Raw genomic sequence first — 26,833 nt, 5'->3', positions numbered from 1 at the left:
CTCATGTTGAGAATTCAATCATTGGCATTTACGTCACGTTCTGAATCGACGAGAACTTCACACCTGTTTTCCAAACACAAAGGCAAAAACCCCTGCGTCAAAAACCAGTGTAACTTCTCTTGATAAACGTGACCGCCAAAGTCTCTTTCAAGAACCGAAATCTCTTCCGGTCCCGCAAGCTCCGCCGCCCACGTTTCTCTTTCTTCTCATCTTCAATTGTCAAATAACAGACCAGATACCCCGGTCGAATTTCCTCGCCTCAAACCAAAAAGTCCAAGGAACCAATCAGCACCAAAGCCAATCTTAAAAGAAACTTGAGAGCGAAGGACCTCGTCGCCAGCAGCGCCGCCGCCCTCGTTCAGTGAGGGGGCTTATAGATGCCCAACCAGAGAACCGTCAAGCAGGACTATTGGAATTTCGAGACAATTCGAACAACTGATTGAACTTACAAGGTAATTTTCTGAGCGGCCCCCCGTCGCTCACAGACCTCCGGTCGGAACATCCCGGATCTGTGTTGTGGACGCTCGCCGAGGTCCTTGGATGGAGCCTGGTCCAGAAGAACGGTAGCTCCCTCAAGTGGAAACCGTTCGGGCCTGACGATCGAAAGCTGCGGCTGACAGTGGAAGCTCTCCTTGGCATCGCTGTAGCCCATGACAGCGACTTCGCGCACCTCACCGCCGACAGAAGGTCAGGTCTCCAAGGGAATTTGGGGCGTCAGTGGAGGTTCAGGTCAGATCATGGTGACGATCAAGCCGTCTATAACGGGACTTTATAAATCCTTTGCAATTCAAATTTGTGGGAGAGAACAACACCACGATAGATAGCAGGGGGAGCATGGACGATGCCGTGGGGGCAATGCTCGATCATAGATAGCAAGGGGGATCCGTGCACGTTTCAAATAGACAATGTCATTGGTAGTTTTTTCATTCAGGTAGAATGAGCACCACGCTTCTGCGCAAACGCACATTGCTTCGCAGAGCCTTTCACGAAAACTGGGTAGGTAGAGCCGTTTCTCGGCAATGATGACCTGTGCCCAATCGACAGAAGATTGGACTATTTATGAATATTAAGATGATCCTTGTGAGCACGACCGTGGCCTTGACTGCCTTCTCTGGCGCCCGGGCTGCTGACGCCATCGTTGCTGCCGATCCGGAACCGGTTGAATATGTCCGCGTTTGCGATGCTTACGGCAGCGGCTACTTCTACATCCCGGGCACCGAAACCTGCCTCAAGATCAGCGGTTACATCCGTTTCCAGGTTAACGCCGGCCCGAATGCCAGCGCAACCAAGGGCAACGGCAGCACTGTCGCCAACGACTCCGACTGGGACGCTTACACCCGTGGTCAGGTCCAGTTCACCGCCAAGAGCGACACCGAATATGGCCCGCTCACCGGTGTTATCGTCCTGCAGACGAATGCCGACAACGCTTCCTCGCAGTCGGCCGTGCTTGACTCCGCTTACATCGACATCGCTGGCTTCCGCGCCGGTCTGTTCTACAGCTGGTGGGACGATGGTCTCTCGGGCGAAACCGATAACGTCGGCAGCCCCGTCACGCTGCACAACTCCATCCGTTATCAGTACGAAGCCGACAACCTTTACGCTGGCATCAGCGTTGACGAGCTGGAAGATAGCCCATTCTACAACGGTGAACAGCCGAACGACGTCGGCGTAGCCGTTGGTATCGGCGGGAAGGCTGGCATATTCAGCTACCAAGTCACGGCTGGTTACGACACCGACAACGAAGCCGGCGCGGTCCGTGCGATGGGCACAGCCGCGATTGGTCCGGGCACCCTTGGCCTCGCAGCTGTCTGGGCGTCCGATCCGGGTGCTTACTACAACGCTGCCGAGTGGGCGATCACTGCGGAATACGCCATCAAGGCGACCGACAAGCTGAAGATCACTCCAGGCGCTCAGTACTACGGCAGCTACGGCGTCGTTAATGCCGCCACCGACGCCGCCTTCTCGGACAACGACGCTTGGAAGGTCGGTGTGACGGTCGACTATCAGATCGTCGACAACCTCTACGCCAAGGCAGCCGTCAACTACCTCGACGGCGATAAAATCGACGACGTCACGACGGGCTTCTTCCGCCTCCAGCGGGCATTCTAATTAAGAACGGCGCCGCGCTTCCACCTCTCTCCATGGTTAAAGTCAGGGGGAAAGGTAGCACGGCGCGGCACTTGGAAGTCTCTGATCGGGTGGACCTCCGGTCAGATGCCAGGGGTGGCCCGGGTTCCCTGCCCGGCCACCCCTTTCATTTTGAGGACGAAGCTATTCGCGCGTGGCAAGAGAACGTCTTTCCAACGCGTCGCCGCCAGCACACGTTCATTGGCTTGCGCGCTGCCTCATCATACACGACGCCTGAGCTGGATCACGAGGTTTGCTCAGATCCGAACGCATTGGCTTTTCTTGGGTTAGCAGTGGCCCGGAGCGCGAAGGTGTGGTCATGCTTCAGCGTCACGAAATGTAAACGAGAGTTGTTTTGCTTGAGAGCCTCGATCGTGAGGCGTATTGTCCGCAGCGCTGCCCACTCTCGGGCACTGCTCATCAATCTAGGCCCCACCCTATTGGGGCCTCTTTTTTTCAACTTGCTCTTCGTAATCCGGCGATATCATCCGATAAAATACGAAGACCCAGTTCATTGGCGGCCGTGACAATGCGGCCCGGGCGTCATCAACTTGCGCGTAGCATTTGCACCGAGGTCATGAATGCTAGCCTCCGCACCCGCTCAAAGCACGGTCTTTCGTTGGTGCCTCTGCTGGTCGAGTCTCCAGCAAGGGTCGTGAAGCTGGAACACTTCTTGCTCGGTTAATGATGTGTTTACCGTGCGGAGGCGTTTTGTAATGAAGTGGCACAGAAGCGATCATTTCGCTCCCCTGATGCTGGTGATGGGTGGTCGGGAAAAATACAGGCTCGTCGGGTCCCTGAGAGAGGTTGCGGAAGCCCTTATAGGTGACTGGCCATCCGACGACGGAGAGGAGTACATGGAGGCGGTGAAGGTCTGCCTTGACGCAATCCATGGTAAGCTATCGGCGCAGGAAGCACGCGAAGCACTCATTCGGGCTGCGGACGAAGCGGGAATACCGGTAATCCGGGCTGTTCACTGAACACGTCTCAGAGCTGCGCTCGAATATCTCAAAAATGTAATGTAGCGATCTCTAGCCTGGACGCCATCTTACGTATAAGTCAGCCGCAGTTGGTTAAATGGTGAATTGAAATGCATGATGAAATGGTTTTCGTTGAGCACGCGAAGCTGCTCACTCTCCTCGCTAATGAAAAGCGGCTGCTTATTGCTTCCCATCTTCTCGGCGCCGAACTCAGTGTGAACGAACTCGCAGACAAGGTAGGCCTCTCGCAGTCGGCCCTCTCCCAGCATCTCGCAAGATTTCGTGCCGCAAGGGTAGTCACCACGCGGCGCGAGGCGCAGACAATCTACTACTCGACATCAGACGACAGTATTCGCAGGGTCCTGGAGACCGTAGGAGAGATCTTTGCGCGGGACGCCGGTCCGGCTGCCAAGTCAACATAACTTCTGGATGCCATACTCTTCTCTCAAAGGCCAACTTGCGGACACGTCGAGCTACGGACATTCTATGCAAAAAGGCAAACGAGAGGACCAACGGTGCCGGACGCAAAGCACTTATTCGTCACGAATATCTCGGGTGAACGAATGCCTGACCCCGGCCTGTTTACGTGGGATATGAACGCCGACCTCGTGTACGCGGACGGTGCCCTCGCCGCGTTGTTCGGTCTCGATCCCGCGGAAACTGAACGGGGATTGCCGGTACAAACCTATCTTGATCGTGTGCACCCCGACGACGTGGCTGTATTGGCTAAACAAATCAGCGACGCCATTGTCGCGCAACACCCAACGGTGCAGCACTATCGGTCACAAAAGGCAGATGGATCCTATGTTTCGGTTTCCGCCTTCGGCCGATGCTTTCGGGATCGCAAAGACAATCCGATCCACTACGCTGGAATTGTGGTGCCGGACGAAACGTCCCCACCCGTTGGCGCGGCTCATTGAGATGAGGCTACTGCGCTGATTGCACCAGGCTTTTCCGCGCGAGATCACGCAGACCGTAGTCATTCGCTATAGCAGCTGCCAAGTGTGGCCATATGGACTTCGCAGATCATCGCCCGCTCCGTTTCTGGCTGTCGTCGAGTTCCAGGCATCAATGCGAGCCGTACGGATGTATCATCGACTTTCCGCGTTCACATCACGGTGATGCTCTCAAAATCCGTTCGCCCCCTGGTCCGATCCAACAAGTGCCGTCCCAGCATGGGCAAGAGGCGGGCAATATCTCTGCACCCTCTCCTCCAAGTCATAGCCCTCCTCTTTTCACTGCGCACGACATGCAATCTACGCATAGCTGAGGTCCAGTCTTCGCGCTGCAAAATTGGTCCGACCAATCATATATAAGCGACATCGAAGTAATCGAAGCGCCACGGACTGGCAGCTGACTTCGAAAACCCAGGAAAGGGGATTTATCATGAACATCGCACGCTCTTTTATCAATTGGCGCAAGTATCGTCAGACGGTCTCCGAACTGGGCCGTATGAGCAATCGCTCACTCCATGACCTTGGCATCAATCGCGGCGAAATCGAGCGGATCGCAAGAGCTGGCGCTCGCTAAGTCCGCGAAGACAATGTGCAGTTTGAAGCGCTCGTCCTACCAGACGGGCGCTTTTGTTTTGCCCTGGCAAAGAAAAGAGTTAGCGCGGCTCGCGCATGGCCACGCCACGTAGCTCTACCTATGCTTGGGGCGAAAATCGCACATGCGAGACGCGAGCATCCGTCTCTTGCGAAACCTCGATTGCCTAGATCGCTCGCTGAACTTCTTCGAGGAGCCAGTCCCGAAAAGCGACTATTTTGCGAGAATTCTGCCGTGTTTCCGAATAGACGAGCCAGAACTTCCCATGGCGACCGGTCAAATCAAACAATTGCACCAAGCGACCCGACTGAATTTCGGTCTGAAAGAACATGGGCGTAAGAAGGGCTATCCCCTGCCCGGAAATTACGGCCTGGCTAATCGCGAGTTGCGTATCAAATTGGAAGTTCTGAGAGAATGACGGTTTTGGGCTGTCGACGCCCGCTGCATTAAACCAGTCCAGCCACCAATCATCCCTCCAGTCGAGCAATGGGTGTTTCAGGACGTCAGAAGGGACCCTAATTTCACCCGCCGCCTCCAGGAAAGCCGGACTACAAAAAGGGGCGAACTCCCGATCCATTAAGGGGTGAGCCTTAAGGCCAGGCCATTTGCCATGCCCCTCCCGGATTCCCACATCGAACGGCTCTCGACTGAAATCGACCACTCGGCTCATCGCTTTCAGTTCAATGTCGAGATCGGGGTTGGCATTTCGGAAGCGGCCCAATCGCGGAACCAGCCAGTTGGATGAGAAAGTGCTCGTTGCGGTGATCGAAAGCACTGTGTCCGCCCCCCGGCGAAGAGACACCCGATAGGCTTTCACCGGCCGCACGATGTTCTTTAGCGCCTGAGGTCCGATGTCCTCGTAGCCAAGAGGTAGCTTCTGTTCCACCTGCTCATAGACAGCGCTAGAAAGGCAGATTCCACCCGGCTCCGCGAGTGCCTCAAGGCGCACTGCGACATTCACACCATCACCGAAGAGATTTCCTCCGTCGACAATCACGTCCCCAAGATTGATCCCGATGCGAAACCTCATCTGCAGACCCTCTGGTAGGTCGAATGAGCGCCCAGAAACATCTTCTTGAAATTCAATCGCCGCACGCATCGCTTCCACCGGACTCGCAAACTCCGCGAGAAAGCTGTCACCGGCTACAGCGAATATCCTACCAGAGTGCTTTGAGACCAAACCAGCAATTGCGGTATTGCACGTATTAAGGGCCGCGTGGGTACGCTCCTCGTCCACCTCCATGAGGCGACTGAACCCGACAACATCGGCAGCAAGAATGACGGCCAATTTGCGTTCCATGGAAAGCAAGATAGCGGACTACGCACTGGAAAACCATTACGGGAAAAATACGAGAAGCGCGAATGTTGAGGAACCCACCTCGTGTCAGCACCCCTTCCGCTCAGCGGCGCTCGTAAACCCCGCTCAGCCTTTGTTGGTCATCCGTTCAAGGCCGAATACTCGATGGCGGGCTGCCACCAACTCAAGCACCGCAAATCGAGATGCGTTTCTTCCGATCTGCTATGCAGCATATGCAACACCCGGTTTACCGAAAAGTCGGCGAATGTCTTTCGGGAGGCGGCCCAGGATGCGGGAAAACGCCACCGTTTCTCCCAAATCGCGGGACAAGCCCGATAAGCGACATCTTTGCGGGTTCCCTGTGAGGCAGGCTCACTTTGATGTTAGCTGAGGAACGGTAAGTAAGCGGGCTTTTGATAGCGCCTGGCGGGCCATCTCGGCAACCTCGCCGTCGCGTTCTTCCGCAGCTTGCTTTTGATCTTTGTGCTCATTGTACGCTTGGTCAGGAGATGAGGCGCTTCTCCCTAGCCCCGTCTTGATGCCCACCTGCTGCGCAGAGGTCTGAGAAGCCATCAAAGACGACGCGATCAACAGAACGACCCTCGCGAAACTCGACATGCGCCCTCTCCGCTGCCAGTTGCCACTCCGTAACAGTATCGACGTGTGATCTTGGCTAAATTAGGATCTTGAGATGCGACTGACGTACTTCCCTGATTGTCCGCGTTTGTAAGTCAGGTCTGGTTCTGTCTGGACCGAGTTGCACCACCGTAAGGGTTAATCTGACAAGGCTTGTGCGGGGCAGACGGATACCGCGTATCCCGCATTGGCTGAAACAGCGTGATTTCGTCCTGATCGGGCTATCCCGCAGACGATGCATCTTGCCGCGACTAGTTGTCCACGGCCGCAGAAAACACACGCAAGTGCCCGAAGATAACGCCCTAAAGTGACTGAAAGCGTCGTCGGCCAGGACATCCCCGGTTCTGAAGTCGCTCTTGCTTAGCGCGCATCATATCGGGAAAGCATTCGCCTTAGCTGATCGTTTTGCAAACGCAACTTTTGAGCCAATTCCTGTCTCAGCTGATTGATTTCGCTGTCTAGCACTATGCTTTCGGAAACGAAAGCTGCTTCAGGCGATACCTGCACTGTTTCGATCTCGGCAATCGGCAAAGAGCGCCGTTTCACCTTGGGCCGTTCAACGCCGGAAGCGCTTTGCGCCGACCTCACCTTACGAATACGCCCGACCTCGGCTTTCTGGCTTATTGGGATTGGCGTGGTGGTTGCGCTGGCATCGCTCGTCAACAATGTGGCCGGTTCGGTCGACTTTCCGCTGCCGTTAGAATTCGCGGTGGTAGCATTTCTGGCATTGGCTTCAGGTGCTTTCGGCACTGCAGTTGAATGTGAGAGTTCCGCTCGCAGGCTCAACCTGTCCTTCGTCACAAGCCTTATCGTCGTTGCCAGCACGGGCTCGGCGTCGTTGGCCAGAGCAAGGCTGGAAGGCGCAACAATCCTCTCTTGCGGCTCCGGTCGTCGGACGCTGCCATCGAAAGGAGCGGCCGACGGCTCAATGAAAGCCTCTTCAATGCGTTGGGGAGAATCCTGGAGTTCAGATTCCTCGGTGTTAGGAAGCGTTACGGCTTCGACGTCTTTAGCACCCGGATGCGGTATCTTCGAAGTCTCGTCCTCGAGCTCACCACGTCCTTCTGAGTTACCACGGGATACCAACCCAGTAATCAGTTTCCACGCTGATCTCATCGATCCGCCTCCTCCGACTCGGTGTTCCAAGAACATAGTACCGGGCCGGAGACCGGGCTTGCAATGCTTGCCCGGTCATCAGTCTTATCGTTGTGGAAAACCCGTGATCCTGTTCACTCAAGCCATGCCAAGCTTCTTCCGAAGGTCAGCGTTCTCTGTGCGGAGCTTCTCGGACAATGCCCTTCGGAGCTTCTGGTTCTCTTCCTCGAGCTTCAGAAGATCCGCAAAGTCGTCCGACGCTGGCTTAGGCGCCTCGGCTTTCCGCCGCCCACGCTTCTGAGGTTGCGCGGTTTCCTTTGATTTGGTCGGGGCGATTTTATTTCCCGGAACGGGCGTCGCCGAAGCAATGGCCTCACCCTTTTCCGTGTTCTTCCGGCGGCCGCCACGTGTCTTCTTCGCGGGCGTACTCACCGATGTGGCTACAGCCGCTTCAGCGACGGTCTTCGACTTTCGCGGTGCGCGTGACTTCTTTACTTTAGGTTCATTCCCGGCTGCCGTGTCGTTAGTGACGGTGGCTTTGATTTCGTCAGTCATGTGAAACTCCTTGATGGGCGAAATGTTTGACTGTGCAAGTCCCCGCAATCATATGCGCAGTTTTCTTTAAAACTTGTTGATAATGACATTCGGGTACCGGTCGCGGAACAGTCCCCAATTCCACTACCTAAGCAAACCAGTTCGCTCGACAGAAGAAGAGCCACACAATTCCAGCATTTACAATTGGATACTTCCAAGAGCGAATTGCAAAACGTCGCAACTTTTTCGTCAGCGGCTCGCCGAAAGCTGAAGGCCTGCCCCCGCGCGCCAGAATTTTGTTTCAAACCTTTGCTCGCTCGCTCATATTCCCTTCATGGCAATCGATTGGTGCGGCGCTGGAGCAAAAGTCGAAACGAGCATTTGGGCATGAACGAAATCTCGAATGCCACTTGGACTTGAGACTCTACGGACGCAAACTTTCCTTCGAATGAGTTGGGCGATCGGGTGCCTGAACGCGACGTCAATGGTTGGAGGATGGAAATGAGCGATCACGTCTATAAAAAGGTGGAGCTTGTCGGAAGTTCGAAAGTCTCGGTGACGGAGGCGATTGAGACCGCTATATCACGAGCGTCAAAGACAATGCGAAACCTCGATTGGTTTGAGGTTGATCAGATCCGGGGCCACATCAAGAACGGCTCGGTGGAATACTATCAGGTGGTCATGAAGGTCGGCTTTCGAATAGACGACTAAGCGTTGGCTAGTCTTGTTCCCGCTGCAAACGGATGCTGGCAGGCCGCGGCGGGATTTAACACGGGATATCAGGATCTGCGGGCAGCCCGGCGGATGATCGACAATGCCCGGGAGGTCGCAGACGAGATCCAGGCCACTTTTGCGCCGGACACGGATCTCAGGTTTGAAATTGGCGACCAGGAAGACCATTCGACGATTGTTACGACAATGCTCTGTCGAGCCCTTCGCTTCGTGGACGCCGGCCGAATTGAGAAAAGCGCAGACCCACCCGGGACACCTGCGGTGACAGGCTAACCGGGCAAGCTAAAACAGGCGCCTGGACGCGCCGAGAGAGTATTTCTACCGGCGTTCTCGCACCTTGCGTCCATCGCGTCGCTGGTCGTGCTCAAATTTCGAACTACATCGTCGGAACAATGGGTGGACCAGCATACACATTGGAACACGAGTGAGGACCGATGCCCCGCGTCATAATCATCGAATGGAAGTCGATCGATGGTACCCTTTTCGTTCATTTTCCAGAGCCGTTTGCAATGGCACCCTTGGAATGGAAAGCCTTTGCCGCCCTCTTCGATCGGATCGGTTTCCAGCCGGGGCAGAAAGATATTCGCACGATGCCTCCTTCCACAGACGCGCCACGGCGTCTAGCAGATGGCTTGATGGCGCTCGGGTACTCGCTGGAACATCGAGGTGACGTGCCCGAGTCAATCATCAAATAGGCGCGGTTACGCCCCGTTCCCCCCATCAACTGAGAAATGGCAATTTGGCTTCAGTTCCCTTTGGCACGTGGCGATTGTGCAGCAATCATAAGCAAACATCTGCGTGCATTTTCGATAGACTTTCGCTTGTCGTCTGTCAGGATGGCCGGCAATGGAACTCTTTATTCGAAACATGATGGCCGCTCCGTGCCGGCAACTTTGTGGTCGTGACCCGCCTGTGACGGCGCAGAACCCACGTTCATACTGGCTTGAAATCACGGGATTATGCTGACGGAGATAGTGTCCGTTGCCAAGGAGAGCTAATGATCAAGTCCGCAAAGGGATGGATCTGGGGCGTAGTGGCCCTCATTGCAATCGGCGTAGGGTATTACGCATGGACCGTCCTTCGCAATGACGGTCTGCCCGCCGGATTTGCTGCCAGCAATGGTCGTATCGAAGCGGTGGAGATTGATATCTCGACCAAGACCGCTGGCCGGCTGAAGGAACTGCTGGTCCGTGAGGGCGATTTCGTCAAGGCGGGTCAGGTGTTGGCGCGGATGGATACCGCCCAGCTCGAAGCGAGCAAGCGCCAGGCCGAGGCGCAGTTGCGCCGGGCGCAGATCGCCGTCGATACGGCCCACAGTCTCGTTGCTCAGCGCGAAGCCGAAAGGAAGTCCGCGCTGGCCGTGATCGAGCAACGCAAAGCGCAGCTTGACTCTGCAATGAAGACCAATGCCCGCTCGCGACAGCTCCTGAGCAACAGCACCGTATCGCAGCAAGTGGTGGACGATAGTGAAGCGGCGGAACAGGCCGCGCGTGCGACGCTCGCATCGGCGGAAGCCTCGCTTGCAGCTGCAGACGCGGCGATCAACGCTGCCAAAGCGCAAGTGATCGACGCTGAAGCCGCCGTGGACGCGGCAAAGGCGCAGATCGAGAGCGTCGAAACCGATATCGCCGACAGCACCCTCGTCGCGCCACGCGACGGCCGCATCCAGTATCGTATCGCGCAGCCCGGAGAGGTCTTGTCCGCGGGTGGTCGCGTGTTGAACCTCGTTGATCTTGGCGATGTGTACATGACCTTCTTCTTGCCAACAGAACAGGCGGGCCTCGCATCGATTGGCTCAGACGTCCGTCTGGTGCTCGATGCAGCACCACAATATACGATACCTGCGAAAGTTTCCTTCGTGGCTGATGTCGCCCAGTTCACGCCGAAGACCGTCGAGACCGAGGAGGAGCGCCAGAAACTCACCTTCCGTGTGCGGGCACAAATCCCGCAGGAGCTGCTCCAGAAGTATGTCCAATACGTCAAGACTGGACTGCCCGGCATGGCCTATGTCCGGCTCGATCCACAGGCAGCCTGGCCCGAACACCTCGAACGCAACCTCGTGAAGTGATGTGGGGAGCATGAGTGGGGCACCTCTAAGCATGAGCGTTCCCGCAGACGGTCACGCAACCGTGGCTCGGCTGGCGAATATCACGCTGGCGTTTGGCAAGACGATTGCGCTATCGGACGTGTCACTGGATGTTCCCGCGGGTTGCATGGTCGGGCTGATTGGACCGGACGGCGTGGGCAAATCCAGCCTTCTGTCGCTCGTGTCCGGCGCGCGCGCCGTGCAGAAAGGCGATGTCGAGGTGCTGGGAGGAAATATGTCCGATGCCCGGCATCGTGATGAGACCTGCCCAAGGATCGCCTATATGCCGCAGGGCCTCGGCAAGAACCTCTATCCCACCTTGTCGGTCTTTGAGAACGTCGACTTTTTCGGGCGTCTGTTCGGCCATGATCGACAGGAACGCGAGACACGTATCCGTGAACTTCTCGACAGCACCGGGCTCGCCCCCTTTGCTGACCGGCCGGCTGCAAAGCTTTCAGGTGGGATGAAGCAAAAACTCGGGCTCTGTTGCGCGCTTATCCACGATCCGGATCTTCTCATTCTCGATGAGCCGACAACTGGTGTCGATCCTTTGTCACGCCGGCAATTCTGGGACCTGATTGACCAGATTCGGGCCGGCCGGCCGGGGATGAGCGTCATCGTTGCCACAGCCTATATGGAGGAGGCAGCCAATTTCGACTGGCTGGTTGCGATGCATGCCGGCAAGGTGCTCGATACCGGAACGCCTGCCGAGCTTTTGTCGCGCACCGGCACCGGCAATCTAGATGCCGCTTTCATCGCCCTATTGCCCGAAGCCGAGCGGCGGCGTCACGTCGACGTCGTCATCCCTCCGAAACAGGAAATAGAGGGCGAGGATTATGCGATCGAGGCAAGCCACCTCAGCATGCGTTTCGGCAATTTTACGGCTGTCGACAATGTCAGTTTCCAGATCCCGCGCGGGGAAATCTTCGGCTTCCTGGGATCCAACGGCTGCGGCAAATCGACGACGATGAAGATGCTGACCGGCCTGCTTGCAGCCAGCGAAGGTGAGGCCAGGCTTTTTGGTCGTACCGTTGATGCAAGCGACATGGCGGTGCGTCGTCGCGTCGGTTACATGAGCCAGGCATTTTCGCTCTACACGGAACTGACAGTTCGCCAGAACCTCGATTTGCACGCCCACCTCTTCAAGCTGCCGACAAGCACGATATCGGCTCGCGTCGAGGAGATGGCCAAACGCTTCGACCTCGAAGGTGTGATGGATGCGTTTCCTGACGGCTTGCCACTCGGTATTCGTCAGCGCCTGTCGCTGGCGGTTGCGATGATACATGCGCCGGACATCCTTATCCTCGACGAACCGACGTCGGGCGTCGATCCCATCGCCCGAGACGCCTTTTGGCAGATCCTGGTCGATCTCTCGCGCAAGGACAATGTGACGATCTTCATTTCGACGCACTTCATGAATGAGGCGGAGCGCTGCGACCGTATCTCGTTGATGCACGCCGGCAAGGTATTGATCAGCGATACCCCGGAGGCGATCACCAAGAGCAGGAATTCCCCCACACTGGAGGACGCGTTTGTCGCATATCTCGAGGAGGCGGCCGGCATATCACCCGTCGTCAAGAGTGCTGCCGCAGAGACGACCGATACCTCAAAACTGCTGGGCCCGGGTCATGGACAGATCACCGGCAGGCGACGTATTTTCGATTTTCGCCGCATGTTCAGCTATACAAGGCGCGAGGCTCTGGAACTACAGCGTGATCCTATTCGAGCCACTCTCGCAGTGCTCGGCAGTGTCATCTTGATGTTCGTCATTGGCTACGGCATCAACATGGACGTGGATGATCTGACGTTTGCGGTTCTCGATCGTGATGATTCCACTATTAGCCGTGACTATGTGCTCGACATTTCCGGCTCGCGATATTTCATCGAGAAAGACCCGATCCGCGACTACGCCGAGATGGACAGACGGATGCGCGACGGCGAGATCAGCCTCGCGATCGAGATACCGCCTGGCTTCGGCCGAAAGGTGCAGCGCGGTGATCCCGTCGAGATTGGCGCCTGGATCGATGGCGCCATGCCACAGCGCGCAGAGACGATCAGCGGCTATGTCCAGGGAATGCATGCCAACTGGCTGACCGCACGCGCAAAGAAGCTCTATGGTACCGCCGCGACCCAGGGCGCATTCAGCATTGAAACCCGCTTCCGCTATAATCCCGACGTCAAAAGCCTTGTTGCCATGGTTCCGGCCGTCATTCCCCTGCTTCTGCTGCTCATTCCGGCGATGCTTGCCGCACTCAGCGTGGTCAGGGAAAAGGAACTGGGCTCTATCATCAATCTATATGTGACACCGGTCACGCGGCTGGAATTCCTTCTCGGCAAGCAGTTGCCCTACGTGATGCTCGGCATTGCAAACTTCCTGCTTCTGGTTGCCTTCGCAACCCTCGTTTTCAGGGTACCGTTCACCGGCAGTTTCATGACCTATGCGGCAGCCGCGGTGCTTTACGTGATCATCGCCACCTCGATCGGCATCTTCATGTCGACGTTCATGTCCAGCCAGATCGCAGCGATTTTCGGAACGGCGCTTTTGACCCTCATCCCCGCAACCCAGTATTCCGGCATGACCGATCCGGTTTCCTCCCTGAAGGGCGCGGGCGCCCTGATCGGCCAGATCTATCCGGCGACCTATTTCATGACGATTTCACGCGGTACCTTTTCAAAAGCGCTCGATTTTTCCGGCCTGGCTGGCTCGTTTGTTCCTTTGCTGATTGCAATTCCCATATTGGTTGTCGCCGGCGCGGTACTGCTGAAGAAGCAGGAGAGTTGATATGGGTTGGTCCAACATCGTCCAGCTTGGCATCAAGGAACTGAGAGGGCTTGCACGCGACCCGATGCTGATGTTGCTGATCGTGTATGCCTTCAGCCTGCAAATATACACAGGCTCCAGCGCGCTTCCCGAAACACTCAACAATGCTGCGATCGCCATCGTCGATGAAGACCAGTCGCCACTCTCGGGGCGCATAACCACCGCTTTCACCCCACCCTATTTCGTGCCACCAAAGCTGATCTCGATTGCAGAGATGGACCAGCGGATGGACGCAGGGCTGGACACGTTTGCCCTTAACATTCCACCAAATTTCCAGCGTGACGTCCTTGCCGGTCGGCAACCAACGATCCAGCTCAACGTCGATGCAACCCGAATGAGCCAGGCTTTCACCGGCAGCGGCTACATTCAGAGCATTGTCACGAGCGAGGTCAATGAATTCATGGACCGCTACCGCGGCGCCAACAATGTCTCGGTGGACCTGACGCTGCGAAACCGCTTCAATCCGTCGCTGAACAAGTCCTGGTTCGGATCGATCAACAACATCATTACGTCGATCACGATGTTGTCGATCATCCTGACAGGGGCTGCCCTTATTCGGGAGCGGGAACATGGCACCATCGAACACTTGTTGGTCATGCCCGTCACGCCGATCGAAATCATGGTAAGCAAGATCTGGTCAATGGGGCTGGTCGTCTTACTGGCGACGAGCTTTTCCCTTTTTGTCGTCGTCAAGGGGCTCCTGGGGGTTCCGATTGAGGGGTCGCTGACGATCTTCCTGCTCGGCACGGCATTGTTTCTCTTCGCCACGACATCGATGGGGATTTTCCTGGCGACAATTGCCGGATCGATGCCGCAGTTCGGCTTGCTCCTGATCCTCGTGCTACTGCCGCTTCAGGTATTGTCAGGCGCCATGACGCCGCGCGAGAGCATGCCTGATATTATCCAGAATATCATGCTGCTGGCGCCGAACACGCACTTCGTCATTCTGGCGCAGGCGGTCCTATTTCGAGGAGCACAGCTCGAAGTGGTCTGGCCACAGCTTCTGGCGCTTCTTGTCATCGCGAGTGTGTTTTTCTGGCTGGCGCTGCGTCGTTTCAGACGCTTCCTGCGTTAAGTCACGGCGTGGGACCTACGGTTTGCGCGGGCCTGCCGCCGAGAGAAGCTTTGCGTTCAAGCCCGCGGCTTGGTCTGCTTTACTTTCTATCCAGCGCGGCGTGCAAAGTTGCCCGCATCTCGTTGGCCGCCTCGGTCAGGACCGAAAGGAACCTTTCAATGACCGTCGATCGCGTCCTTCGAACCGGGCGCCATACGGCAAGCGTGTACGGGACGCTGACGCTTAGCCTGCGCAATACCACCCCCTTGTCGACATGGTTTGCAGCAGTCAGCGGATTGATGATTGACACACCTACTCCTGCAGCAACCATCGAACATACGCTGGTGGCCGTCGTCGTCTCGACGGCATAACTGCGCGAAATGCCTGCAGCCAGGAATATGTCGTCGAGTTTTCTTCGATAGGGATCGTCCTGCGAGAAATAGACAAACGGTACGCCGTCGAAATCTGCGGGTTCGAGGAGGCTCTTTTGCGAAAGCCTGTGGCCGATCGGCACGACGCATACCTGATCGCCAACGTCGATCCGCTGAGAGGCTACGCCAGGATATTCGAACCGGCCTTCGGTCACACCCATGTCGAAGACCGTTGTTGCCATTTCATGTTGCAGGGAAACCTCCTCCAGCGAATGCAGGGAGAGATGAACCGCCGGGCGATGCTTCAGAAGTTTTTGCGCCACGCGTGGGATGATGGAATCGGCATATGCCGGGATCGTGGCGATCCTCAGGTTGGAAGCGTTGTGCATGCGGATCGCCGACGCAGCACGGCTGATTTCTTCCATGCCGAGGAAGGACCGGCGAACGACTTCATGTAACAAAAGTGCCTGGTTCGTGGGTGTCAAACGCTTGCCGAAGCGCACGAAAAGGTCGAAGCCGATTCGCTGCTCCATTTCTCTGAGCTCTCGGCTGATGGTCGGCTGTGACGTTCCCAGTGCCGCGGCCGCCGCGGTCACGCTTTTGCTGATCATGATGCTGTTGAAGACCTCAATCTGGCGTTGGTTGAGCCTCATCGGTCTGAGCCTTTCGCTTCGGTGCCTTTCCCCTCCTGACGAGAGCGCAGGTGAAGCCTCTCATATATCAGAAATGAATAAGAGCGCCCTATCAATTATTTCCCTCAGGATTCAGGGTCTGAAACTATCGCTGCCGGAACCCAAACATGCGTGTCGGGCGATGACAAAATACGTCGAAGAAGAGACCTGGCAGGATGACGAGCGGCGCTGGCTCGCCTATCGAGCAGGCGCTCTGCATATCGAGGATGTGCGGCTGGGCGCGGTTGCCGCCGCCATTCCAACGCCTTTTTACTGCTACTCCGCCGGCGCCATCCGATCGGCGTACAGGACGCTTTCGCGAGCTCTCACCCCCATCGACGTCGCGATCTGCTACGCCGTGAAGGCCAATAGCAACATCGCCGTGCTTCGCCTGCTTGCAGAACTCGGATGCGGGATGGACATCGTTTCTGGAGGAGAGCTGGAGCGTGCACTGGCAGCGGACGTACCTGCGTCAAGGATCATCTTCTCCGGCGTCGGAAAGACCCGCGCGGAGATCGCCCGCGCAATTGAGGTCGGCATTCACCAGATCAATGTCGAGTCGGCGGCCGAAATCAGCGTGGTCGCCGAGGTCGCCCGTGCACTCGGCAAGCGCGCGCCGGTCGCATTGCGAGTCAATCCCGACGTCGATGCCAAGACGCACGCGAAAATCACCACCGCGACGAAGGACAGCAAGTTTGGAATCGCGATCGGCCAGGTGGCCGACCTCTACGCCCAGGTTGCTGCGGCGCCTGATTTGGAAGCGGTTGGCGTCGCCGTTCACATCGGATCGCAAATACATGACATGGAGCCGTTCCGCCGCGCCTTTTCGGCAATGGCCGAGCTGGTAACGGAGATACGCGGCAGGGGATTGTCCGTGCCGCGCCTCGACCTCGGCGGCGGCATTGGGATTGCCTCCGGCGATAAGCCGGGCCCGGACAGTGGGCGCTATGCCGCGATCATCGCCGAGTCAGTTGGCCATCTCGGCTGCAAACTTGCCGTCGAGCCGGGCCGCTGGCTCGTCGGGCGGGCCGGGTTGCTGGTGAGCGAGTTGCTTTACCTCAAGGACATGCAGGACGGATGCATGGGCATCCTCGACGCGGGAATGAACGACCTTATGCGCACGGCGCTCTACGACGCCCACCATCCGGTTCTTCCCCTTCAGGAACCGCAACTCAACGATGCGGCGTACACCTATAGCCTCGTCGGGCCAATTTGCGAAAGCTCCGACAAATTTGGACGCTACGATGGGCTCGGTGAACTGCGGGCCGGTGAGCTTTTGGCTTTCGATCTCGCCGGCGCCTATGGCGCGTCGATGTCATCGACCTACAACTCGCGCGATCTTCTTGCCGAGGTACTTGTGGACGGCGATCGGTTCAGGACAATCCGGCGCAGGCAGGGCATTCAAGAAATGCTACAACTCGAGCATGGGGGAGCCTGGGAGCGTCCTGCACCGGGCGGAAGAGTGATGGCCGAGCCTGTCTTGCACGGGGGCACAAAAGGCACCGGGAGGGAATTGGCAGACGCTGAACAATAATTGGACCGGGAACCGGACAAAACGGGGAAGCGACAAGCGCTGCCCCGGATGGGGAAACAAGAAAAAGAGGGAATTTCAAATGCTGAACAAAGCCAAGTTTATGATGGCGACGGGCCTCATTACGCTTGCGATGGCTTCGACCAGTCTTGCGGCCGACCATGTCTTGAAGATCGCCTACCAGGAGGATCCGAAGACCGTCGACGTCCAGATGACGCAGGATTTCTACACACTGCCGCTCAACGTTTACGACCGGCTCGTCGAGGCCGAAACGAGCGGGCCGGGCCAGTCGCAGCTCACCCCCGGGCTTGCCGAGAGCTGGGAAGTTTCGCAGGACGGCAAGACCTACATATTCCACCTGCGCAAAGGCGTTCTGTTTCACAACGGCGAGGAGCTGACTGCGGATGACGTCGTCTACACCTTCGACCGCATGCTCGACCCCAAGACCAAGGCGCTGAGCACCGATATTCTCAATTTCGTCGATGGTGCCACCGAGCGCCTGGACGGATCCGCCACCACGGTCCCCGGTCTGCAGGCGGTGGACAAATACACTGTCAAGATCGTCCTGAAGGACCCTTATGCGGCCTTCATCGCCCTTTTGGCGAGCCCCGGTGCGTCGATCTACAATCGCAAATTCACCGAACCGCTCGGCGACAAGTACGGCCTTACGCCGGAAACGACCAACGGAACCGGGCCGTTCAAACTGACGGAATACACCCTCAACGACAGTCAGGTCCTTGAGGCCAACGACAAGTATTTCAAGGGTCGCCCGAAGCTCGACCAGATCGTCATCCGCGTGGTCGCCGATGCCGAAACACTGCGACTTCTCTTCGAGTCGGGCGAGCTGGATGTATTCGATATCGACTACGCATCGTCGCAGCTGCCCTATTTCGCCGGCAGTGACCAATGGAAGGACCAGATTCGATCCGGTCCACGCGTCGGCATCTATTACTACCACATCAATCAGGCGCTGAAGCCCTTCGACGACGTGCGCGTCCGCAAGGCGTTCCAGATGGCCATCAACCGCCAGGAAATTCTCGACAAGAATTTCTATGGCAAGGGCAAGTTGGAAAACGGCGTCATGCCGCGTGGACTGACCTGCTATGCCGAGGCGAAGCCGATCGAGTACAACCCGCAGAAGGCCAAGGCGCTACTGGCAGAGGCTGGCTACCCCAACGGCGTAGACATCAAGCTGACCCAGGCCAGCAATTGGTCCTCGCGTTGGTCCGATATGAACCAGATTATCCAGGCCCAGATCAAGGAATCTGGCTTCAACGCCGAGATCAACACGATGGACGAATCCGCATATTTTGCGGCCCGCAAGGCGGGGACCGTCGACAACTACACGCAAAACTGGTCGGCGGACTTTAATGATCCGGACAATTTCTTCTACACGTTCTTCAGCAAGAGCGGCACGTCGGTTCGCGGTTACAACAACAACGACGAGCAGGTCTTTGCGGCGCTCGACAAGGCGCGCTCGATGACCAACCCTGAGGAACGCTGCGCGCTGTACCAGAAGATGACGGATCGGATCGTGCAGGACGACGCAGCCTGGGTGCCGCTATTCAGCCTCGACCACAACTATGTCGTTCAGCCCCGGGTGAAGAACTTCGTGGTGCCGTGGAACGGCTGGAGCGACATGAGCTATTACAAGATGGAAGTCGAATAGGACGTACCGGCGTGGCGGGCCTCGAAAGGGGCCCGCCATCCTCTTGTTTCCCTGCGGTTTCGCAGGATCCATTTGCCGGCGATCCTTGTTCCGGCGAGATTCGATGAAAGACCACTTTCGATGCTGACCTTCGTGATAAAGCGCATCGCGATGTCGATCCCAGTTCTGATCGGCATCACGGCGCTGCTCTTCATCATGCTCAACGTGATACCCGGTGATCCCATAGCGCTTCTGATGAAGGAGCATGCCAGCGCCGACGTCATCAACCGCGTGCGCGCCCAGATGCACCTCGACGATCCGCTGATCACGCGATACTTCAGGTTCCTCTTCGCCGCCCTTCAAGGCGATCTCGGCGTGTCGATCAAGCTCAATCGCGACGTGACGACGCTCATCCTCAATGCATTCCCTAGCACGCTCATCTTGACGATCTGCGCGGCACTCGTGTCCTGGGTGATCGGCATTCCGGTGGGCGTGCTGTCGGCGGTCAGGCGGGATTCGCTGCTCGACCACCTGTTCATGGGCTTCTCGCTTCTTGGGGTTTCGATGCCGATCTTCTGGTCGGCCCTGCTGATGCAATATGTCTTCGCTCTGAAGCTGAAATGGCTGCCTGTGTCCGGTTTTTACGGATACCAGTATGTGATCATGCCAGCGATCGTGCTCGGATGGAGTTCGGCTGGCGTCATCGCCCGCCTCACCCGCTCCAGCCTGCTTGAGGTAATGCGCCACGATTATATCCGCACGGCTCGCGCCAAGGGCCTTCGCGAATTGATGGTGATCCGCCGGCATGCGCTGAAGAACGCGCTTATCCCCGTCGTGACCATCATGGCGATCCAAGTCGCGGGGCTGCTGTCGGGCGCAGTCATCACCGAAGCGATCTTCGGCATCCCCGGCGTAGGCCGCATTTCGGTCAGCGCCATCCAGGCGCGCGACATGCCGCTTCTGCAGGGCTCGGTGCTATTCGCCACCGTCCTCGTCATCTTCGGCAATCTCGTTGCCGATATCCTCTATTCGGTTCTCGACCCCCGCATTCGCTCCGAAATGAAGGGAGGTTCGAAATGACTGAGATCGCCGAAACCATCCCGGACGTTGCGGATGATGCGGGCAACGACAGTTTCCTGCGCGACGGCATCAGGATCTTTTGCAGGAACCGAATGGCGATGGCCGGTCTGATCATGGTCGGGTGTCTTGTCTTCGTGGCGCTGTTCGTTTCCTTCATCAGTCCGCATGATCCCTACCGCGTGGCGCTGAACGAGCAGTTCCGCCCGCCGTCCACCACCTATTGGCTCGGTACGGACAACTTCGGCCGGGATCTCCTGACCCGCATTCTTTATGGCGCCCGGATATCTCTGGTCGTCGGTATCGTGCCGAGCTTCATCTCCCTGATGATTGGAGCAGTCCTTGGTGTTGTCAGCGGCTACTACGGCGGTCGGGTCGACTTCATAATCATGCGGCTGGCCGATATGATGATCGCCTTCCCGTCGCTCCTGCTGGCGATGGTGGTGATGTACACGCTTGGGGCGAACCTCTTTAACATCTTCATCGCGCTCAGCCTCGTTGGCTGGGCCGGAGTGGCCCGCGTGGTGCGCGCTCAGACACTCGCCGTCAAGGAGAAGGAGTTCATCGAGGCGGCGCGCGCGAACGGTACGAAGAAGGTGGCGATCATGGTCGGCCACATCTTCCCCAACGTCGTTCCGACACTGATTGTTCTCTTTTCGCTCAGCATTCCCGACGCGATCATGTGGGAATCGAGCCTCAGCTTCCTCGGCGTCGGCGTCCAGCCTCCCGAAGCCAGCTGGGGTCTCCTGGTGGCCAAGGGCAAGGAATATCTCTTCTCCGCACCCCTGGTTGCGATCATGCCCGGCGTTGCGATCCTGATCACGGTGCTGGCGTTCAATTTTGTCGGCGACGGACTGCGTGACGCGCTCGATCCCTACATGAAGGACTGAGGGGCGCGACGATGACAAACCGAGACAAATTGCTCAGCGTGCGCAACCTGCGCACGGAATTCAAGACGCTAAACGGCCCCGTCCGGGTAGTTGACGGTGTGTCGTTCGACGTCGGGCGCGGGCGGATCGTCGGTCTGGTCGGGGAATCCGGCTCCGGCAAGAGCATCACGGCGCTGTCGCTGATGGGATTGGTGCCTTCGCCGCCGGGAACGGTGAGTGCCGATAGCATCATCCTTGACGGGACCGATCTGGCGCGGCTGAACAGCGACGAGATGCGGCGCAAGCGCGGTCGCGAGGTTTCGATGGTTTTTCAGGAGCCAATGACCTCGCTCAATCCGGTGAAGACCATGGTTCAGCAGGTTGGCGAGCCCCTTGCCATCCACACCAACCTCAACAAGCGCGCCATCCGTGAAAAGGTGCTGCAGATGTTCGAGACGGTGGGCATTCCAGAGCCAAAGGCACGCCTCGACGTTTATCCGCATCAACTTTCGGGGGGGTTGCGCCAGAGGGCGATGATCGCCATGGGGCTGATCTGCGAACCGAAGCTCCTGATCGCCGACGAACCGACGACGGCGCTCGACGTAACCACGCAGGCGCAGATCCTCAGGCTGATGATGGCACTGCGCGAGCGAGCCGGCACGGCGATCATCATGATCACCCACGATCTCGGCATCATCGCCGAGATGTGCGACGAGGTGAACGTGATGTATGCCGGCCAGATCGTCGAACAGGCCAATGTCTTCGACCTCTTCGACCGGCCGTCGCATCCCTATACGCGCGGCCTGCTCGCTTCGATCCCGAAAGCGACGGAAAAACGCACGGCGGAACGCCTGAACAGCATTCCAGGTGTGGTGCCGAATCTTGCGAAACTTCCAGCGGGCTGTCGTTTCCACCCCCGCTGCGGCGATGCGATGCCAATCTGCAAGCTGAAGCAGCCTGAACTGACGGATCTCGGCAATGGCCACAAGGCGCGCTGCTGGTTGCATGACAAAGAGGGAGCAAAGGCGTGAGCGACGTTCTGATTTCCACCGCAGGGCTGAGCAAGTACTACCCTGTCGGCACGGGCTTCTTCCGCTCTCAGCATAAGGTGATCCGCGCCGTGGACGGCATCGATCTCGAGATCCGCGAAAGGGAAACCTTCGCGCTTGTGGGGGAGTCGGGCTGCGGCAAGACGACGCTCGGCCGCGTGATGCTTCGGCTGATCGAGCGCACGGAAGGGACCGTGCACTATCGCGGTCAGGATTTGCACGCGCTCGACGAGGCCGCAATGCGGGCCATGCGCAAGAAGCTGCAGATCGTCTTTCAGGACCCATTCGCCTCCCTCAATCCCCGCAAGCGCGTCAAGGATATTTTGGCCGAGCCTTTGCGCGCACACGCATATGGTACCGGAGCCGAAATCGAAGAACGCTGCGGCGAGCTGCTCGATATGGTCGGGCTGCGCCGACAGCTCCTGCGCCGCTATCCCCACCAGTTCAGCGGCGGGCAGCGGCAGCGCATAGGCATTGCAAGGGCGCTTGCCAACAATCCCGAATTTGTTGTCTGCGACGAGGCCGTTTCGGCACTCGATGTCTCGATCCAGGCGCAGGTCTTGAACCTCTTGCGCGATCTCCAGGAGCAACTGAAGCTAACCTATCTCTTCATCACCCACGATCTGAGCGTGGTACGCCAGTTTGCCGATCGGGTCGGGGTGATGTTCCTCGGGCGGATGGTGGAAGTCGGGACGACAGAGGAAATTTTCGCAAAGCCGCGCCATCCCTATACGATGTTCCTGATGTCGGCGGTTCCGCGTCCCGATCCGCATCAGCGAAACCGCGAACGGCCGCTGCTCACCGGCGACATTCCGAGCCCGATGAACCTGCCGTCCGGATGCCGCTTCCATACGCGCTGTCCCTTTGCGCAGGCGATCTGCCGGAACGAGGAGCCTGCGCTGTCGGACCGCGGCGGCCACACGGTCGCATGCCATTTTCCACTGGACCAGTGATTTCACGTCAAGAAAGGTGTTCGACTTTGGATCTGATCGTATCGCGCAACGGCGACGGCTGGCAGGCGGCCTATGGAGATAAGCGCTGGCGCTGTGCCATTGGCCGCAGCGGCATGCGTCCCGCCAACGAAAAGGTCGAAGGTGACGGTGCGAGCCCGATCGGGCGCTGGCCGATCCGCCAGCTCTTCTACCGCGCCGACCGGATCGAAAAGCCGGTATCGCCTTTTCCCTGCCGCGCCATCGACCGCCTCGACGGCTGGTGCGACGACCCCGTGCACCCGGACTACAACCGCCAGGTCAAGCTACCCTTCGCCGCGAGCCACGAGGAGATGTGGATGGAGGACGACGTCTACGACATCGTCGTCGTCCTGGGGCATAACGACGACCCGCCGGTGGCGGGTGCAGGCAGTGCGGTTTTCCTGCACATCGCCCGGCCAAACTACTCTCCGACGGCGGGCTGCGCGGCGCTCTCGCGTGAGGATCTGCTTTCCTTCCTTGCCGCCGCTGAGCCCTCCACGCATCTGCGTTTTTCCGAGGCGAGCTGACATCTTGCCGATGGCGGTTTAGCCTTCATCGACCCATCCTGAAAAGAAGCGCCCGTTTCGGGCGCTCTACCCCTCCCCTTCGATAGATCGCGACAATTGAAGGCACGCGTCATGACCAGCATCGACACCACCGCGCTAGAGCGGATGCTCAACCTCCTGCCGGGCCGCTACAAGGGACCCGGCGGCGTTGCAGGGGTGGTGAAGGATGGAAAGGTGATCGCCCGGCGCGCCTGGGGGTTCGCCGACATGTACCGGAAGGTACAGATGACGGCCGAGACGCGCATGCCGATCTGCTCGCTCTCCAAACAGTTCACCTGCGCGCTGCTGCTCGATCAGTTTGGCGATCCCGCAGTGCTGGACCACAGGGTCAGCGCATATCTTCCGCGCTATCGCGACAGGCTGCCAAGCGTTGCGGAACTCTGCCACAACCAGTCGGGCTTGCGCGACTACTGGGCGCTCACGGTTCTGCAGGGTGCCAAGCCGGAGGCGGAGTTTACGCGCGAGCACGCACTCCCGCTGCTTGCGCGCTCGAAGACCGGCCACTTCCCGGCAGGCGAGCTCTACTCCTACAACAACGGCAATTTCCGCATCCTCGGCGAGATGATCGAGGACGGCACGGGCCGCTCCTTCGGCGAGCTTTTGCGGGAGAGGATTTTCGCACCCGCCGGCATGAAGACGGCAAAGCTCGCGCCAGACACCCGCTACCCCCCCGACGAGGTGGTCGGCTATGAGGGGAGCGACGACGTCGGCTTTCTTCCGGCGGAAAACGGCGTCTACTGGTTTGGCGACGCCGGCATTGTTGCCTCGCTCGACGACCTGCTGGCCTGGGAATGCCATATCGACGAGACGCGTGAGGAACCTGACAGCCTCTACAACCGCATATCGGGTCCGGTGACCTACAGAAACGGTACGCCGGCAAGCTACGGCTATGGCCTGCGCCGCGATACCTGGCGCGGCGCCAGGATCACTGGCCACGGCGGCGGCCTGCGCGGTTTCAGCTCGTTTCGGCTTCACGCAGCAGAGGAGCGGATTTCGGTGGTGGTGATGTTCAACCACGATGCAAGCTCGTTTACAGCTGCCACCGCAATTCTCGACGCTGCGCTCGGGCGCGAAGCTTCCAACGAAACCGTTCGCCCCGAAGGCTGGGACGGGTTGTGGCTCGACGATGACCAGGGTCTCATCCTTAGGACCGTTCAAGACACCGCTGGCATCAAGCTCCACTATGCCCCCTCCGCGGCGCGGCTTACCGTCTCCCCGGACGGTGTCGCCCGCGGCCACGCGCTCGCCCTGAAGAAACAAGGTGAGATGCTCGTCATGCGTCGTGAGAGTGAAAACCTTGAGGTGACGGCCCGTCCTCTGACCCCTGTCGAATGGGCTGACGGCGTAGGCATCGCTGGACGCTACTGGTCGGAAGAACTCGAAGCTCACCTCCATATCGAAGCGCGCGGCGGCGCCGCTTATGCCAGCTTCGAAGGCATGTTCGGAACCGGCCCGGTGGAGCGCATGTATGCTCTCGCCCTGGATGTCTGGGTCATCACCACCAGACGGTCGATGGACGCCGCTCCACCCGGCGACTGGACGGTCCAGGTCCACCGTGACGCCGATGGTAGCGTATCGGGTCTCACCGTCGGCTGTTGGCTTGCCAGAAAGATTGCGTATCTGCCCTGTGGATGAGGTCCGATCGACATGCGGCTTTCGCTTCGAGGGTCTTTGAGCCGCCTTGACACCCGACACATCTGAAGTCAGGAACGGGTGTCGAAAAGTTTCAGGCCGGTGTGGTTATTCCGGCCCCCGTTCTCGGGAAAGTCGCTGATGCGAACCCACGGCACCGACCTTCAATCAAGGTGGTGCTGCCGTGAGCGCTCCACCTTATCAAGTGGAGATTTCCATGCACGACACGAAAACAATTATTGTCGCTCAATTATTTATATCAGGAATGATGGCATTCCTCATGACCGGATTCTTCGGCTTTATCCACGCGACCTCAATTCTGGCGTGGCTTGCTGAATGGGCCAACGCTTTCGTTATCGCATGGCCGGTCGCTTTTGTCCTGTCGCTAGGGGTGGGACGCCTTGGGTTCAAGCTCGCCGTGACGTGTCGACGACATATCTGAGCTGGAAGTGTTGGGAGCTGTTGGTCGTACGAGAGGGCTGTGCGGTATTGACCCGCACGGCTCCGACTTCCGTCGCTGAAGCGCTTCAACCGCGACGACTTCTACGTCTGTATCTGGAAGGTTCGCACACGTACGCGATACCGCTTCGGGTCCAACGACATGCGTTGCCGGTGGAGATACGGTCGAAGACGGTGTTGACAGCAAGAGGAAGCGATTGGCCTATTACTGGAGGAGCTCGCCCGAAAAGCTGCCCTGCCACTCCAAGGTATCTTGGCCAAGCCGCGACCCGACCAGCGGTCACCGCTGGCGAATTTTAATCAGAAGCTGTGGAAATCAGTCGTTTAACCCTCTTTTACTGCGGTGCGCCGATGACAGCGCGAGAAGCGGATGGCAGGGATTCTCAATTGACGAAAGGGGAAACAATGACAACCACCAACGAAATCGCTGACAAGATCGCCGCCGAACATGGCCTGACCAAAGTTCAGGGCAAGGCAATCGTTGAAGCCGTGATCGCCTCCATCACCAGCGCAGCGGTCGCCGGCAACGAAACGTCCCTGCCGGGCTTTGGCAAGTTCAAGGTGAAGACAACACCGGAGCGCGAGGCCCGCAATCCATCCACCGGTGCAACCATCAAGGTGGCCGCTGCCCGGAAGCTAAGCTTCCAGCCGGCAAAGGCGCTGAAGGATGCCCTGAACAAGTAAATGGGAAGGACCCCACTCGGGATGGGCAGGGTCCTGCTTTCCATTCGGCATTATCAGGTGTGAAAGGGCGGCTCACGCCGCCCCTCGTCTGCGATGCGTGGCTGCAGGTGGTGCAGGTAATCGACGGCACGCTGCGCCTGTGAGGCCGCCTGGAAGATCGCGCGCTTGTCACCGCTGAGCAGTGTCAGCCAGCTATCGATATAGCTTGCATGATCGGGACGCGGCTCGAGTTCCGGAACGATCCCGAGATCGGCGCACAGGAATGCGCTGCCGAGTTCGGCAATCAGTTCTTCCCGGGCGCGCTCACTGCGATCCGTCCCATAGCGGCTGAGATCGCGATCGAGCCGTCCCTTTGCCGATGTCCAATGCGTCAATTCGTGGCAGATGATGGCAAA

Annotated in this window: 25 protein-coding genes; 19 read left to right on the top strand and 6 right to left on the bottom strand. The window is 58.2% G+C overall.

Going from position 1 to position 26,833, the window contains the following annotated elements; all coding sequences use genetic code 11:
* Positions 1-1,059: 1,059 nt before the first annotated feature.
* The 5 genes from AF71_RS29670 (at position 1,060) to AF71_RS29650 (ending at position 4,637) form a co-directional block, all read left to right on the top strand.
* Positions 1,060-2,109 (top strand): porin, encoded by a 1,050-nt coding sequence (locus tag AF71_RS29670; RefSeq protein WP_169684268.1) that lies wholly within the window; start codon positions 1,060-1,062, stop codon positions 2,107-2,109.
* Between the two features lie 734 nt (positions 2,110-2,843).
* Positions 2,844-3,107, top strand: a complete 264-nt coding sequence (locus AF71_RS29665) for a DUF982 domain-containing protein (protein WP_018860444.1) — start codon at positions 2,844-2,846, stop codon at positions 3,105-3,107.
* Positions 3,108-3,217: 110 nt separating this feature from the next.
* Complete coding sequence (locus tag AF71_RS29660; protein ID WP_113162130.1) at positions 3,218-3,529, top strand: metalloregulator ArsR/SmtB family transcription factor; 312 nt, start codon at positions 3,218-3,220, stop codon at positions 3,527-3,529.
* A gap of 141 nt (positions 3,530-3,670) precedes the next feature.
* Complete coding sequence (locus AF71_RS29655; protein ID WP_210258435.1) at positions 3,671-4,027, top strand: PAS domain-containing protein; 357 nt, start codon at positions 3,671-3,673, stop codon at positions 4,025-4,027.
* A 466-nt stretch (positions 4,028-4,493) separates the two neighbouring features.
* On the top strand, positions 4,494-4,637 hold the full coding sequence (locus AF71_RS29650; protein WP_082728620.1) for a DUF1127 domain-containing protein: 144 nt from the start codon (positions 4,494-4,496) through the stop codon (positions 4,635-4,637).
* 184 nt (positions 4,638-4,821) lie between these two features.
* Here the strand turns inward: AF71_RS29650 and AF71_RS29645 are convergent, their stop codons facing one another.
* The 4 genes from AF71_RS29645 to AF71_RS29630 form a co-directional block, all read right to left on the bottom strand.
* Positions 4,822-5,943, bottom strand: coding sequence for a LysR substrate-binding domain-containing protein (locus AF71_RS29645; protein ID WP_169684265.1), 1,122 nt, complete (start codon positions 5,941-5,943; stop codon positions 4,822-4,824).
* A gap of 381 nt (positions 5,944-6,324) precedes the next feature.
* Positions 6,325-6,570: a hypothetical protein gene (locus tag AF71_RS29640; protein WP_169684263.1), complete on the bottom strand. Its 246-nt coding sequence runs from the start codon at positions 6,568-6,570 to the stop codon at positions 6,325-6,327.
* 378 nt (positions 6,571-6,948) lie between these two features.
* The gene (locus tag AF71_RS29635; protein ID WP_169684262.1) at positions 6,949-7,704 is read right to left on the bottom strand and encodes a hypothetical protein; all 756 of its coding nucleotides are present in this window, start codon (positions 7,702-7,704) and stop codon (positions 6,949-6,951) included.
* A gap of 117 nt (positions 7,705-7,821) precedes the next feature.
* Positions 7,822-8,238 carry a hypothetical protein gene (locus AF71_RS29630; protein ID WP_169684260.1) on the bottom strand — a complete coding sequence of 139 codons (417 nt, stop codon included), beginning with the start codon at positions 8,236-8,238 and terminating at the stop codon, positions 7,822-7,824.
* Positions 8,239-8,718: 480 nt separating this feature from the next.
* Between AF71_RS29630 and AF71_RS29625 the strand changes: the two genes are divergently transcribed.
* The 4 genes from AF71_RS29625 to AF71_RS29610 all read left to right on the top strand — a co-directional run bounded on the left by AF71_RS29625 (position 8,719) and on the right by AF71_RS29610 (position 14,931).
* A complete protein-coding gene (locus AF71_RS29625) occupies positions 8,719-8,928 on the top strand; it encodes a dodecin (protein ID WP_018860227.1) in 210 nt (69 codons plus the stop codon).
* Positions 8,929-9,946: 1,018 nt separating this feature from the next.
* Entirely contained in the window at positions 9,947-11,017 is a 1,071-nt protein-coding gene (locus AF71_RS29620) for an HlyD family efflux transporter periplasmic adaptor subunit (protein WP_169684259.1), read from the top strand.
* Between the two features lie 31 nt (positions 11,018-11,048).
* Complete coding sequence (rbbA, locus tag AF71_RS29615; protein ID WP_246733888.1) at positions 11,049-13,817, top strand: ribosome-associated ATPase/putative transporter RbbA; 2,769 nt, start codon at positions 11,049-11,051, stop codon at positions 13,815-13,817.
* Between the two features lies 1 nt (position 13,818).
* Positions 13,819-14,931: an ABC transporter permease gene (locus tag AF71_RS29610; protein ID WP_169684256.1), complete on the top strand. Its 1,113-nt coding sequence runs from the start codon at positions 13,819-13,821 to the stop codon at positions 14,929-14,931.
* Between the two features lie 79 nt (positions 14,932-15,010).
* Here the strand turns inward: AF71_RS29610 and AF71_RS29605 are convergent, their stop codons facing one another.
* A complete protein-coding gene (locus AF71_RS29605) occupies positions 15,011-15,934 on the bottom strand; it encodes a LysR family transcriptional regulator (protein ID WP_169684255.1) in 924 nt (307 codons plus the stop codon).
* Positions 15,935-16,094: 160 nt separating this feature from the next.
* Between AF71_RS29605 and lysA the strand changes: the two genes are divergently transcribed.
* The 10 genes from lysA (at position 16,095) to AF71_RS29555 (ending at position 26,438) form a co-directional block, all read left to right on the top strand.
* Positions 16,095-17,486, top strand: a complete 1,392-nt coding sequence (lysA, locus tag AF71_RS29600; protein ID WP_169684253.1) for a diaminopimelate decarboxylase — start codon at positions 16,095-16,097, stop codon at positions 17,484-17,486.
* Between the two features lie 79 nt (positions 17,487-17,565).
* Positions 17,566-19,152 (top strand): ABC transporter substrate-binding protein, encoded by a 1,587-nt coding sequence (locus AF71_RS29595; protein ID WP_169684252.1) that lies wholly within the window; start codon positions 17,566-17,568, stop codon positions 19,150-19,152.
* A 120-nt stretch (positions 19,153-19,272) separates the two neighbouring features.
* Positions 19,273-20,211 carry an ABC transporter permease gene (locus tag AF71_RS29590; RefSeq protein ID WP_018860236.1) on the top strand — a complete coding sequence of 313 codons (939 nt, stop codon included), beginning with the start codon at positions 19,273-19,275 and terminating at the stop codon, positions 20,209-20,211.
* Positions 20,208-21,098, top strand: coding sequence for an ABC transporter permease (locus AF71_RS29585; protein ID WP_112645870.1), 891 nt, complete (start codon positions 20,208-20,210; stop codon positions 21,096-21,098). The genes AF71_RS29590 and AF71_RS29585 overlap by 4 nt, the downstream gene beginning before the upstream one ends.
* An 11-nt stretch (positions 21,099-21,109) precedes the next feature.
* The gene (locus AF71_RS29580; RefSeq protein ID WP_169684250.1) at positions 21,110-22,108 is read left to right on the top strand and encodes an ABC transporter ATP-binding protein; all 999 of its coding nucleotides are present in this window, start codon (positions 21,110-21,112) and stop codon (positions 22,106-22,108) included.
* Positions 22,105-23,079 (top strand): oligopeptide/dipeptide ABC transporter ATP-binding protein, encoded by a 975-nt coding sequence (locus AF71_RS29575; protein ID WP_169684248.1) that lies wholly within the window; start codon positions 22,105-22,107, stop codon positions 23,077-23,079. The genes AF71_RS29580 and AF71_RS29575 overlap by 4 nt, the downstream gene beginning before the upstream one ends.
* A gap of 26 nt (positions 23,080-23,105) precedes the next feature.
* The gene (locus tag AF71_RS29570; RefSeq protein WP_169684246.1) at positions 23,106-23,624 is read left to right on the top strand and encodes a L,D-transpeptidase family protein; all 519 of its coding nucleotides are present in this window, start codon (positions 23,106-23,108) and stop codon (positions 23,622-23,624) included.
* 111 nt (positions 23,625-23,735) lie between these two features.
* On the top strand, positions 23,736-25,298 hold the full coding sequence (locus AF71_RS29565) for a D-aminopeptidase (RefSeq protein WP_169684245.1): 1,563 nt from the start codon (positions 23,736-23,738) through the stop codon (positions 25,296-25,298).
* 214 nt (positions 25,299-25,512) lie between these two features.
* Positions 25,513-25,737: a DUF2798 domain-containing protein gene (locus AF71_RS29560; RefSeq protein ID WP_062373688.1), complete on the top strand. Its 225-nt coding sequence runs from the start codon at positions 25,513-25,515 to the stop codon at positions 25,735-25,737.
* A 422-nt stretch (positions 25,738-26,159) separates the two neighbouring features.
* The gene (locus AF71_RS29555; protein WP_018860244.1) at positions 26,160-26,438 is read left to right on the top strand and encodes an HU family DNA-binding protein; all 279 of its coding nucleotides are present in this window, start codon (positions 26,160-26,162) and stop codon (positions 26,436-26,438) included.
* A 53-nt stretch (positions 26,439-26,491) separates the two neighbouring features.
* Here AF71_RS29555 and AF71_RS29550 read toward each other — a convergent pair.
* Positions 26,492-26,833, bottom strand: a 342-nt coding sequence (locus tag AF71_RS29550) for a zincin-like metallopeptidase domain-containing protein (RefSeq protein WP_246733778.1), incomplete at its 5' end; no start/stop codon positions are given.

Source organism: Rhizobium sp. 57MFTsu3.2, assembly GCF_012932765.1.
In the GTDB taxonomy this organism is placed as follows: domain Bacteria; phylum Pseudomonadota; class Alphaproteobacteria; order Rhizobiales; family Rhizobiaceae; genus Rhizobium; species Rhizobium altiplani.
The sequence above is the reverse complement of the archived record's forward strand: the minus strand, read 5'-3'. Positions and strand labels throughout refer to the sequence as shown.

Coding starts and splice junctions, on each gene's coding strand:
- AF71_RS29670 (WP_169684268.1), top strand. CDS start 1,060: ATGAATATTAAGATGATCCTTGTGAGCACGACCGTGGCCTTGACTGCC.
- AF71_RS29665 (WP_018860444.1), top strand. CDS start 2,844: ATGAAGTGGCACAGAAGCGATCATTTCGCTCCCCTGATGCTGGTGATG.
- AF71_RS29660 (WP_113162130.1), top strand. CDS start 3,218: ATGCATGATGAAATGGTTTTCGTTGAGCACGCGAAGCTGCTCACTCTC.
- AF71_RS29655 (WP_210258435.1), top strand. CDS start 3,671: ATGCCTGACCCCGGCCTGTTTACGTGGGATATGAACGCCGACCTCGTG.
- AF71_RS29650 (WP_082728620.1), top strand. CDS start 4,494: ATGAACATCGCACGCTCTTTTATCAATTGGCGCAAGTATCGTCAGACG.
- AF71_RS29640 (WP_169684263.1), bottom strand. CDS start 6,570: ATGTCGAGTTTCGCGAGGGTCGTTCTGTTGATCGCGTCGTCTTTGATG.
- AF71_RS29635 (WP_169684262.1), bottom strand. CDS start 7,704: ATGAGATCAGCGTGGAAACTGATTACTGGGTTGGTATCCCGTGGTAAC.
- AF71_RS29630 (WP_169684260.1), bottom strand. CDS start 8,238: ATGACTGACGAAATCAAAGCCACCGTCACTAACGACACGGCAGCCGGG.
- AF71_RS29625 (WP_018860227.1), top strand. CDS start 8,719: ATGAGCGATCACGTCTATAAAAAGGTGGAGCTTGTCGGAAGTTCGAAA.
- AF71_RS29620 (WP_169684259.1), top strand. CDS start 9,947: ATGATCAAGTCCGCAAAGGGATGGATCTGGGGCGTAGTGGCCCTCATT.
- rbbA (WP_246733888.1), top strand. CDS start 11,049: ATGAGCGTTCCCGCAGACGGTCACGCAACCGTGGCTCGGCTGGCGAAT.
- AF71_RS29610 (WP_169684256.1), top strand. CDS start 13,819: ATGGGTTGGTCCAACATCGTCCAGCTTGGCATCAAGGAACTGAGAGGG.
- AF71_RS29605 (WP_169684255.1), bottom strand. CDS start 15,934: ATGAGGCTCAACCAACGCCAGATTGAGGTCTTCAACAGCATCATGATC.
- lysA (WP_169684253.1), top strand. CDS start 16,095: ATGACAAAATACGTCGAAGAAGAGACCTGGCAGGATGACGAGCGGCGC.
- AF71_RS29595 (WP_169684252.1), top strand. CDS start 17,566: ATGCTGAACAAAGCCAAGTTTATGATGGCGACGGGCCTCATTACGCTT.
- AF71_RS29590 (WP_018860236.1), top strand. CDS start 19,273: ATGCTGACCTTCGTGATAAAGCGCATCGCGATGTCGATCCCAGTTCTG.
- AF71_RS29585 (WP_112645870.1), top strand. CDS start 20,208: ATGACTGAGATCGCCGAAACCATCCCGGACGTTGCGGATGATGCGGGC.
- AF71_RS29580 (WP_169684250.1), top strand. CDS start 21,110: ATGACAAACCGAGACAAATTGCTCAGCGTGCGCAACCTGCGCACGGAA.
- AF71_RS29565 (WP_169684245.1), top strand. CDS start 23,736: ATGACCAGCATCGACACCACCGCGCTAGAGCGGATGCTCAACCTCCTG.
- AF71_RS29560 (WP_062373688.1), top strand. CDS start 25,513: ATGCACGACACGAAAACAATTATTGTCGCTCAATTATTTATATCAGGA.
- AF71_RS29555 (WP_018860244.1), top strand. CDS start 26,160: ATGACAACCACCAACGAAATCGCTGACAAGATCGCCGCCGAACATGGC.